The organism is Sporosarcina sp. E16_8, assembly GCF_017347095.1.
Classification (GTDB): domain Bacteria; phylum Bacillota; class Bacilli; order Bacillales_A; family Planococcaceae; genus Sporosarcina.
Genome location: NZ_JADPRZ010000038.1, coordinates 24,082 through 34,968 on the forward strand (window position 1 = coordinate 24,082; position 10,887 = coordinate 34,968).

11 protein-coding genes are annotated in these 10,887 nt (G+C 42.3%); 8 read left to right on the plus strand and 3 right to left on the minus strand.

Going from position 1 to position 10,887, the window contains the following annotated elements:
• Positions 1–76: 76 nt before the first annotated feature.
• On the minus strand, positions 77–1,120 hold the full coding sequence (locus tag I2484_RS16355; RefSeq protein WP_207152119.1) for a glycosyltransferase family 4 protein: 1,044 nt from the start codon (positions 1,118–1,120) through the stop codon (positions 77–79).
• 418 nt (positions 1,121–1,538) lie between these two features.
• Between I2484_RS16355 and secA2 the strand changes: the two genes are divergently transcribed.
• Both secA2 and I2484_RS16365 read left to right on the plus strand, forming a co-directional pair.
• On the plus strand, positions 1,539–3,902 hold the full coding sequence (secA2, locus tag I2484_RS16360) for an accessory Sec system translocase SecA2 (RefSeq protein ID WP_207152120.1): 2,364 nt from the start codon (positions 1,539–1,541) through the stop codon (positions 3,900–3,902).
• Positions 3,899–4,801: an accessory Sec system S-layer assembly protein gene (locus I2484_RS16365; protein WP_207152121.1), complete on the plus strand. Its 903-nt coding sequence runs from the start codon at positions 3,899–3,901 to the stop codon at positions 4,799–4,801. The genes secA2 and I2484_RS16365 overlap by 4 nt, the downstream gene beginning before the upstream one ends.
• A gap of 1,115 nt (positions 4,802–5,916) precedes the next feature.
• On the opposite strand, the gene I2484_RS16370 is transcribed toward I2484_RS16365, so the two are convergent.
• Positions 5,917–6,408, minus strand: a complete 492-nt coding sequence (locus I2484_RS16370; protein WP_207152122.1) for a C40 family peptidase — start codon at positions 6,406–6,408, stop codon at positions 5,917–5,919.
• 215 nt (positions 6,409–6,623) lie between these two features.
• Here I2484_RS16370 and I2484_RS16375 point away from each other — a divergent pair, with 215 nt between their 5' ends.
• Positions 6,624–6,980, plus strand: coding sequence for a hypothetical protein (locus I2484_RS16375; protein ID WP_207152123.1), 357 nt, complete (start codon positions 6,624–6,626; stop codon positions 6,978–6,980).
• 72 nt (positions 6,981–7,052) lie between these two features.
• Here the strand turns inward: I2484_RS16375 and I2484_RS16380 are convergent, their stop codons facing one another.
• Positions 7,053–7,754: a glucosamine-6-phosphate deaminase gene (locus I2484_RS16380; RefSeq protein ID WP_207152124.1), complete on the minus strand. Its 702-nt coding sequence runs from the start codon at positions 7,752–7,754 to the stop codon at positions 7,053–7,055.
• A gap of 299 nt (positions 7,755–8,053) precedes the next feature.
• On the opposite strand from I2484_RS16380, the gene I2484_RS16385 reads away from it, so the two are divergent.
• The 5 genes from I2484_RS16385 (at position 8,054) to I2484_RS16405 (ending at position 10,887) form a co-directional block, all read left to right on the plus strand.
• A complete protein-coding gene (locus I2484_RS16385) occupies positions 8,054–8,200 on the plus strand; it encodes a cytochrome c oxidase subunit 2A (RefSeq protein ID WP_207152125.1) in 147 nt (48 codons plus the stop codon).
• Between the two features lie 23 nt (positions 8,201–8,223).
• On the plus strand, positions 8,224–8,727 hold the full coding sequence (locus I2484_RS16390) for a cupredoxin domain-containing protein (RefSeq protein WP_207152126.1): 504 nt from the start codon (positions 8,224–8,226) through the stop codon (positions 8,725–8,727).
• Complete coding sequence (locus tag I2484_RS16395; protein ID WP_207152127.1) at positions 8,727–10,382, plus strand: b(o/a)3-type cytochrome-c oxidase subunit 1; 1,656 nt, start codon at positions 8,727–8,729, stop codon at positions 10,380–10,382. The genes I2484_RS16390 and I2484_RS16395 overlap by 1 nt, the downstream gene beginning before the upstream one ends.
• Positions 10,383–10,480: 98 nt before the next feature.
• The gene (locus I2484_RS16400; RefSeq protein ID WP_207152128.1) at positions 10,481–10,723 is read left to right on the plus strand and encodes a hypothetical protein; all 243 of its coding nucleotides are present in this window, start codon (positions 10,481–10,483) and stop codon (positions 10,721–10,723) included.
• The gene (locus I2484_RS16405; RefSeq protein WP_207152129.1) at positions 10,720–10,887 is read left to right on the plus strand and encodes a hypothetical protein; all 168 of its coding nucleotides are present in this window, start codon (positions 10,720–10,722) and stop codon (positions 10,885–10,887) included. Before I2484_RS16400 ends, I2484_RS16405 begins: the two co-directional genes overlap by 4 nt.

A 10,887-nucleotide genomic window follows, 5' to 3' on the forward strand; every position in this document is an offset into this window, starting at 1 on the left:
AAAAAATGGCCATGCTACCTTAATGAAAAGGTGCATGGCCATTTTATTCTTATTGTCTAGTGTTCAAACAGCTGTGTTACTTACCAATCATCCGAACAAGATTTAACAACGGCCGATAGTTTGTGCCGGCAAGACCAATTACTTCAACGAACAGTTCAATCGCAATAAGCATGACTACTATGAGCAGAATTGCTCCCCATACTGTTGCTTGCGAGAACAATACAGCTGCAACTCCAAATAGAATTGCCAGCCCATAAATGATCAAGACTGTCTGCCTATGTGAAAATCCGCTACGAAGTAAGCAATGGTGCAAATGTGATTTATCCGGTGCCATAATAGGCTGTTTCGTGCGTATACGTCGAACAATTGCGAAGAACGTATCAGAAATTGGAATACCCAATATGATAACTGGGATAATCAGTGAAACGACAGCAACGTTCTTGAATCCTAATAACGCAAGGACCGAAATCATAAAGCCCAGGAACAAGGATCCGGTGTCTCCCATAAAGATTTTTGCCGGATGAAAATTGTAAAACAGGAAGCCAAGTGAGCTCGCCGCAAGAATCGAGGCTGTTGCAACTACGAATACATTTCCCATTATCATTGCCATAACAGCAATTGTGATAAGTGCAATCGTCGAAACACCTGCTGCAAGTCCATCCAATCCATCTATAAGATTGATAGCATTTGTAATTCCGATGATCCAAATAATTGTAATTGGAATACTTAAGTAACCAAAATCAAATTCCCCAATAAACGGTAAATTAATAACTTCAATTTGTAAACCGCCCCATACGACGACGACGAGAGCCGCAGCCAATTGACCAGCAAGTTTTGCTTTCGCGGTAATTTCAAGCATATCATCGAGAAAACCCATAACGATGATGATAATAGCGCCGACAAGTATGCCAGCGGCGTGTTCATTGGTCGGTAATAATACCGCATAACCGATTAGAAAAGCACCAAATATTGCAAGACCGCCGATTCGCGGCATAACAGACGCATGCACTTTCCGGTAATTCGGTCGATCGACCGCTCCTATCCGAAATGCCAATTTAATGACGAGTGGAGTAAGTAAGATGGAAGCTAGAAGTGCAGCAGCCATTGCAAGGAATAACATGTCCTTCCTCCCTATAGTAAATCGCTAATTTATCATACCAACAGTATCATAGCATATTTATTCAAGTAAAGCACTTTACTAGAAAACTCTTTTCTAATTATTGTTATTCCCTTGTTACTTTGGAGTTTATAAATTACCGTGCTTTAATAACCTTTAACAGATGTTGTTCCAAGTCCGGATTCAAGCGCCTAGTGGCTCGGATGCCCACAGGAAGTAGCTCACTTTGTCTGCAGTCATTTGCAGCAGGCACTTACGCTTTTGTTGTATATTTATCTTGCCCTTCTCTTCCTCTAGCTATTCCACGCCTTCCCCTTCTCTATATATGTAGATTTCTAGTTCAAGGTAGTCATTTTCCATTCTTTTTGGTAAAATGGGGACGGGTCCTTTAAAGGGATCGGAAAAAAGGAGCGTTCATCCAATGCTATCACTATTCAGACGTTCAAATCAGACGAACGAGAGACAACTTCGAAAATACCGAAAGATTGTCCAACAAATAAATAAATTAGAAGCTACATACGAACCAATGTCAGACGAACAACTAACAAGTATGACTGATATATTTAAGGAGAGAATCCAATCTGGAGAAAAGATCCAATCTATTATTCCAGATGCTTTTGCTGTAGTTCGTGAAGCATCCAAGCGAATCCTTAGCATGCGGCATTTCGATGTTCAGCTTATTGGTGGCCTTGTATTGACAGAAGGAAACATTGCTGAAATGCCGACAGGCGAAGGTAAAACACTAGTCGCTTCCCTGCCATCGTATGTACGCGCACTTGAAGGTAAAGGTGTCCACGTTATTACCGTGAATGACTATCTTGCGAAGCGAGACTATGAACAAATTGGTCAAATTCATCGTTTTCTTGGCCTTACAGTCGGTTTGAATGTACCGATGATGCAAGGTCCCGCAAAACAAGCTGCTTACAATGCGGATATTACGTACGGAGTGGGAACGGAATTCGGTTTCGACTATTTACGTGATAATATGGCGCATCAATTGTCGCAAAAAGTTCAACGTCCCTACCATTTCGCAATCATCGACGAAGTTGACAGTATTCTTGTTGATGAAGCAAAAACACCATTAATCGTTGCTGGTAAAATGCAAGCGGATGCAGATCTTCATCACATTGCCGCCCGTCTTGCAAAACGTTTCAAAAAAGGGGTCGATTTCGACTTCGATGATGAAACAAAAGCAACTTCCCTTACCGATACTGGAATCGAGAAAGTAGAAAAAGCATTTGGCATCGACAATTTATATGAATTGGAGCACCAAACGCTCTATCATTATATGATTCAATCATTACGTGCACATGTCATCTTTGAACGTGATGTTGACTACATCGTAAAAGAAGAGAAAATTGAACTCGTCGATATGTTCACGGGTCGAATTATGGAAGGACGCACACTTTCAGACGGCTTACACCAGGCGATTGAAGCAAAAGAAGGACTGCCAATCACTGAGGAAAATAAAGCGCAAGCACAAATTACAATCCAAAACTACTTCCGAATGTATAAAGAACTGTGCGGAATGACGGGTACGGCTAAAACACAGGAGAAAGAATTCCGCGAAGTGTACGGTATGGAAGTTATCCAAATTCCAACAAATCGTCCGCGTGCACGTATCGATTCACCTGACCAAGTATACAAAACGATTGACCAGAAATATAAGGCGATGGCGAAAGAAGTCGCTAAGCGTCATAAAAAAGGACAACCCGTCCTTGTCGGCACAACATCCATTTTACAATCTGAAAAAGTAGTGGCGTATTTAGATGAATACAAACTTACTTATAACTTATTGAACGCTAAAAGTGTCGAACAGGAAGTAGATTTGATTTCTCTTGCAGGACAACTCGGTCAAATTACAGTCGCGACAAACATGGCTGGACGCGGAACTGATATCGTGCTAGGTGAAAAGGTTGAAGAAATTGGCGGACTTTTTGTACTTGGTACAGAAAAGCACGAAAGCCGTCGTATTGACAACCAGCTACGAGGACGCTCTGGAAGACAAGGTGACCATGGTGAGAGCCACTTCTTCCTATCTCTCGAAGATGATATGTTCAAGCGATTTGCTAAAGAAGAGCTTGAGAAGTTCCTCAAAAAAGTAACGACGAATGAAGACGGTCTTGTGCAAAATCCCGATGTGGATGAACTGACAGAACGGACACAGCGTATCGTAGAAGGCGCCCACTATGCGATGCGTGAATACAACTTGAAACTCGACGACGTCATCAACGACCAACGTGAAGTCATCTATACGCTTCGCAATAACGTCCTGGACCGCGAAGGTATCCTTGAACAATTAAAAACGATGCTTTCCGAGACAGTAGAATTTGTCATTTTCGATAGTTGCCCGGATGAAGAACCTTCAAACAATTGGGATTTCGAACGCATTGAACGCACAATGAACAGCCTGTTATTGGAACCTGTCGTAATTCCACAGACGCTTGAAAAGACAGCTGATATCGTCAAACTATATGATGCTCCACTTACTGACCTGCTCAGCTTCATCGATTCATTCGCAGACGATGAACAGATCAATGAGATGATCCCACAAGTCATGCTGTCCCATATTGACACGATGTGGGTCAAGCACTTGGAAGTTATGACACGCTTAAAAGAAGGTATCGGACTCCGTTCATATGGACAAGAGGATCCTATGCGGATCTATCAGCGTGAAGGACTCGAGTTGTTCGGGCGTCATTATCAAAAACTGCGCCGCAACATCGCATCTGAAGTTATTAACTTTATGAAACTTATTACACAACAACAGGAGGTACAACAATGAAACTATTCTCATTTTTCAAGAAAACCGAAAAGACAGGCTCGGATAGCACAATCGGTTCCGAAGAAATTATTGACGGTGTAAACGCATCGACAAATACGGATGAGGTCGAAACTACGCTCTCTCTTCACCCTGAATGGAATGTTCCTCAGGAGCAGGAGTACGTTTTCCGCTTCCTTTCGAATGAGCTAGAACCACTTAAACCAAACCAAATCTCCCTTTCAGGCATCGACATCGACATCGAACCTGCTAATGGTAGCTGGCTCGTTAAAGCATTCTTCCGTTCTTCCCTAGACCAACAGATTTCAGTTGGATCAGTCGAACTGATGCTGCTTGATGAAGAAGGTAAAACACTTGCTTCCGACGAATTCGATTTAAAAGAGCTCGGCGATATTCCGGCACGTAGCGCAAGACCTTGGGTATTCGTCTTCACAAAAGAAAATATCTTTGCAGAACAGCCACCTACCGAAAACTGGAAACTGGCATTTAACGTCCAATCGATGGTGCCACACAAACTAGAATTAGAGCAAACATGGGAAGACGGTTTAACGGAAGAGCAAAAAGATGGACTGACAAAGGTTGTCGAAGGTCTTCCGAAATTGAAACCACGTGAAGTAAACATTAGTGGATTCCAAGTAAAAAAACAGGATGACGGCGGTATCGCAGCATCTGTATTTATCCGTAATGGTCACTCGAAACAAATCAACATTGAGAAGCTTCCACTAGAACTGATTGATGCATCCGGCGATCTAGTTGCTAGCGGTTCATTCGCCCTTGATCCTCTTTCCGTGAAAGCAAACACATCAAAACCGTGGACGTTCATCTATCCAAAAGAAATGATTCAAAAAGATGAGCCAGACTTATCTCGCTGGACAGTTCGTGTACCACAACAAAACGCATAACAACAAAAGCGGAAGCGCCTGTTCAGCCCCGACAAGCGCTGAAAGGCTTGAAGATAAAGGCGGTCTTTGCCTATATCAGCAAGACTGAAGCGACTCGAGGGGCTAGGCGCTGGAGTCTAGACGAAACAAAAGCGGAAGCGCCTGTTCAGCCCCGACAAGCAGGAGGGATGCAGTTCAATCCCTCCCGGAAGGCTTGAAGATAAAGGCGGCACATTCAAATCAGTTACATTCTGATTCTGATGTGCCGCCCTTTTTATTGCTATTTATGTTGAACAAATGAAGGCCTATATATATATATCGGACCACGACTGTTGATTAACCATTTATTCGCATAAAATACCGGTGGGAAGGGCTTGATAACCTCCATTTTCACTGGACTATTTTCGGCCCGCTTTCGGCTAACTACTCATGACAGATTTACTGAGAGATCCTAGTTTGGCTAGAAGTGACTCCGTCACTTCTAGCCAAACTTTTTTCAGTAATCCTGTTGTGAATAGTTGCCTATCGCGTTCCTACACTATTCAAGTGAAAAATGCAGTTGTTTTGGAAGAAAAAATAGATGACATTCTATAGAGAGTGTCAGTGCCCGAAGATGCAATTTCGGGCACTCTAGCACATTGTACAATGCGTTCCTTGCTTACTTTTAGTAAAGATTATGCATCTAATTCATGTGATGTCTTATAGAAAGTGATATTTCTTTACTAAAAAAAGAAAAAACCATATAGAAAGCATCAGCCGCCAAAATTGCATCTTTGGCGGCTTTTCTCCAGGTAAGAAGCCAGCTATTCTTTCGTCCCAAAAAGCTTCATCACTTTGTGTACGTATACTTTTGGAGCGCGACGGATGAAGGACCACCATACGATTAACGAAGAAAATGTGTAGGGATGCGACAAAGTCGCATCCCTACACATCCAAACATCTCGGTAATCGTAATAGAAGTCCATTCAATCCAAAGCTATCCAAAAGCGCAACTATACAAGTAGCGGGCAGGGTGTGACCAAGTTAGTTACTGGTTACTTTTGGTTAATCAACAGACGTGATATCGGACATATATATTAAAAAAACGACAGCGCCAAGTGCCCTATTTAGGACGCTCAGTGCTGTCGTTTTTTGTATTAATTGGCTGAAGCAACTGCATTCACACCTGAAATGCGTTTTGCACCAACGTAGCGTTCACCCCAATAATAAGGGTCATTCAACTTATCAACGCGTACACCTCTTGATGTCGATGCGTGTGCAAATTTACCATCACCTATGTATATGCCAACATGCGAAACTCGGTTGCCTGATGTATTGAAGAATACGAGGTCACCCGTTTCTAAGTTCGTTTTACTCACAGAAGTTCCTGATGCATGCATACTAGCCGCTGTACGCGATACTTTGACGTCATGCTGCTTTAATACATATGATACGTACCCCGAACAGTCAAACCCACTTGTTGTGCTACCACCATAGCTGTACTTGACACCAATTAGGCTTGTTGCAGTTTTTGAAATTCCAGCCGGTTTAGACGAAGCTTCGACTTGTCCAGCGAAAGGTGCGACGAGCAATAGAAATGACATAGCTATAATTGTAATGGATTTTTTGATTGTAAATGTAAGTTTCATATGTTCCCCCAAAGGTTTAATTTGTCTGAAATAATGATCTGTTACAAGAATAACACGCTTTATGCGCCCCCTACATTACAGTTGTGTAACAAGTCTATTACACTACCTGTATTAAAGTAGGTTCCTGAAACATTATTTTCTTTTCATAAGGGTTTATAGTTTTTTAGAACGGGAATTTAGTTAAGTAGCATCTAATTTGATGGGAGGCGTTTGAAGTGAAACATGAAGATGACATTTCAGATAATACGAAAGAGTCTTTTCTTGATGCACAAGAAAAAGCCCATGGCTGGCTAGGTAACGAAAAAACAGATAAGAAATTTCCCGCTAGAAATTATACTCGTAATCCATCTCTCGATCACGCAGCAGGTGATTATGAACCTATTCAAGAAAACAGCCGGTTTCACCTATCAGAAGACCAAGAACGGACTGCCGGGAAATCCAGCAAAGAAAGTAGATTCACGCAAAATAAATTCAATGACAATCAACGAGCACTACCCGACGAGCAACATCCTGCTGATAAAACTGACGAGAATCAGTCTATTTCGAGTGTATCAGATCAAAATCAACACTAACTTTCTTCTTTTTATATACCTAAAAAGGTGGGTGCCTACAATTGTAGGCACCCACCTTTTAGGTTAGCTTCATTAAATATCTAAATCTGTAATAACAATTACATCGTCGTGGTCCAATAATTTCGTGATCGGCCATTCAACTGTTACGTTCCCTTCAAGCAACTTCGTGATAGCTGCACGTTTCTTTTCACCGAATGCAAGTAAAACCAGCTTTTTCGCACCTAGTATCGACTTGATCCCCATCGACAAAGCTGATCCAGGAACTTTTTCATCATTTTGGAAGTACTGGCTATTCACACCCAACGTAGATTCCGTCAATTGCGCTACATGCGTAACCGAATCGAAAGGAAGTCCAGGTTCGTTGAAAGCGATATGGCCATTCTCCCCTACTCCAAGTAGCTGGATATCCAGCGGGTACTCTTCTAAGAGATCTTCATAAGCGGCACATTCTTCAGCCAAATCTTCCGCCATTCCATCGGGAATATTTGTTTTTCTAAATTCTTTTTTATCAAAGAGATGCTCATTCATAAAATAGGCGTAGCTGTTCGGACTTGATTCTGGTATTCCGATATACTCATCTAAATTAAAGGTGACAACATTCGAGAAATCAAGATTCGATACAGTCCATTTATTATAAACAGGAACCATCGTACTTCCAGTCGCCAAGCCGAGTACATGTAGACGGCCACTTTCAAGTTCATTTTTAATGATTTCGTAAACTTGTTCTGCGCCTTGTTCCGGGCTTTCAACTTTTATAATTTTCGGGTTTTTCATATAGATCAACCAACTTCCGTTAAGTTTTTGCTCACGCTTAATTGTAATTTCCCTAAACAGTCTGGTCAACTTTAATGGAACCTAACATACCATCTTCTTCTTACACAATCCATCTTTTGCCTTCATCATAGAAAAATAGGGAATCGATACAGGAAACTTATGAAGAATGCGTGAACAATTTGTGAAACCCAGCCTTTTATCCAAAGACATAGGGTTTTCCCTAATTCCCATATTAAACCTGAAGACTATGATAAAGGTAAGACAGCGAATTCACTTCGCCGGAAATAGGAGGTGTAACAATGGGGAAAAGAAATACAGTGCAACACCAACCCAATCCGCATGAATCTACACATAGTTTGAAAGGTACTTTCATTGCCGTCATGCTGTTGGGAGTCTTCATTCTAGTATCTTGGTTCGGGTTCTATGCGCTATTTTTATCTAGATAATAATTATATCAGGAGGGTTACATATGCATTTGCATAAATATGAAAAGATTTGGCTTGTTTTCGGAATGGCTTCACTCGTCCTATTCTTACTAATTATCGGCTTCGCTGCTTTCTGGAAAGGGACGCACCCACAAAGCCATATTGAAACAATCGATCCACAAAACGTGGAAGCGCACGACGCTTTCAAGCCTGAAAATCTCGGCATCCGTGAAGTAGCTGACGGCAAATATATCGTCAATATCGTTGCTTCTGCGTTCAACTATGATTTTGGTAAAGACACGGAAGGTAATGCTATTAAAACGATTCGCGTGCCAAAAGGTTCCACTGTCCTTTATCAAATCACAACAAAAGACGTAGTCCACGGCTTCCAAGTAGCTGGAACGAACGTCAACATGATGGTCGAACCTGGCCATATCAGCCGTTACGAAGCTGTTATGAAAAACGTTGGCGAATTCACGATTGTCTGTAATGAATACTGCGGCATCGGTCACCACCAGATGTACGGAACAGTGGAGGTGTATGAATAATGACTAAGGTTCAATTACCGCTTTCTAAAAAAGAATCCAGATTATATATGGCATTCATGTGGGTTACGTACATCTCCCTTCTAATTGGAGGACTGATGGGCCTATTGCAGACACTTGTACGGTCTGGTAAATACACATTGCCGTTTAATATCGATTATTATACAATCCTGACTGTTCACGGTGTCATACTAGGGCTTGTCTTAACGACCTTCTTCATCATTGGTTTCCAGTTCTCTCTCATGGGAAAAACAGTCGGCATTTCAGATAAACAGTTGAAAGTCGCATGGCTGTCCTTTTGGGTAATGCTGATTGGAACTATCATGGCTGCTGTTACGATTCTTGTTGGTGAAGCTTCCGTATTGTATACATTCTATGCACCACTTCGAGCTCATCCGGCATTTTACATCGGTTTAGCACTCGTTATTATCGGTAGTTGGATTGCTGCATTCGTTAACTTCCGTCAGCTTTATGTATGGAAGAAAGCACATAAAGGTGAAAAATCACCTTTGCCTGCATTCATGGTTATTATCAATATGCTTATGTGGTTCATCGCTACAATCGGCGTAGCAACATCTGTCCTAGTGCTGTTCATCCCTTGGTCACTTGGGTACGCTGAGACAATCAACGTGTTACTAAGCCGTACACTATTTTGGTATTTCGGACATCCACTCGTTTACTTCTGGTTACTTCCAGCTTATATGGCATGGTATGTTGTTATTCCAAAGATAATCGGTGGAAAGTTATTCAGTGACGCTCTGGCTAGAATGGCCTTCATTCTATTACTAATGTTCTCGATTCCAGTTGGTTTCCATCACCAATTGACAGAACCCGGTATTGACCCGACTTGGAAGTTCATTCAAGTTGTGCTGACATTCATGGTTGTTATTCCGTCGTTAATGACCGCGTTCTCGATTTTCGCTACATTTGAAACAACAGGCAGACGAAAAGGCTTTAAGAGCTTATTCGGCTGGTTCAAAAAACTTCCATGGAAAGATGTACGTTTCCTAGCGCCATTCATCGGTATGGCGGCATTCATTCCAGGTGGTGCTGGCGGTATTGTTAACGCATCCCACCAAATGAATGCGCTTGTCCATAATACAATTTGGATTACAGGTCACTTCCATTTAACTGCTGCAACAACAGTCATTTTGACATTTTTCGGGATTACGTATTGGCTCGTTCCTCATTTGACTGGTAGAAGATTGACTCCGAGGTTGAATAAACTCGGGATTATTCAAACGTTTATTTGGACATTTGGTATGACGATCATGTCAGGTTCTATGCATATCCAAGGATTACTTGGCGGACCACGTCGCTCTAGCTTCTCAGAATATGCAGGCGGCGAACAAGTCGCTACGTGGATTAATTACCAGATTGCGCAAGCTGTTGGCGGAACAATTCTGTTCATCGGCATTCTCTTGATGGTCTATATTTTCATCCAGCTTACATTCTTCGCACCACGCGGCGTTCAAGAATATCCGATTGCCGTAGAAGAAGACGATGCAGAGCCTACACCTAAAATTCTTGAAAACTGGTATTTGTGGATTGGGATTACAATTGCACTGATCCTGTTCGCCTACACAATTCCAGTAATTGATATATTGAAACACTCACCTCCAGGTTCGTTGCCGTTTGATTGGCCAATTGGTAGATGATTGCATTATGAAGCAGCTCTGGTTTCCGGGTATTACCCGTGAAATCAGGGCTGTTTTCATTTTGTTGGAAATTGTTGAATTGTGATGTGGGTTGTTGGTTGGATGCTTCAGTGAATTGGTTGGACACTACCCTGTTTGTTGCATACTTTGGTGAGTTGGTTGGACACTTCACCAGGTTGGTTGCACACTCCAGCGGATTGGTTGGACACTTCGCCAAGTTGGTTGCACACTCCAGCGGATTCGTTGGACACCACCCAGTTCGTTGCACACTCCAGCGGATTGGTTGGACACTTCGCCAAGTTGGTTGCACACTCCAGCGAATTGGTTGGACGCTTCGGTGAATTGGTTGGACACTCCCCTGTTTGTTGCATACTTTGGTGAGTTGGTTGGACACTTCACCGGGTTGGTTGCACACTCCAGCGAGTTTATTGGACACTTCGCCAGGTTGGTTGCACACTCCAGCGGATTGGTTGGACACTACCCTGTTTGTTGCACACTTTGGTGA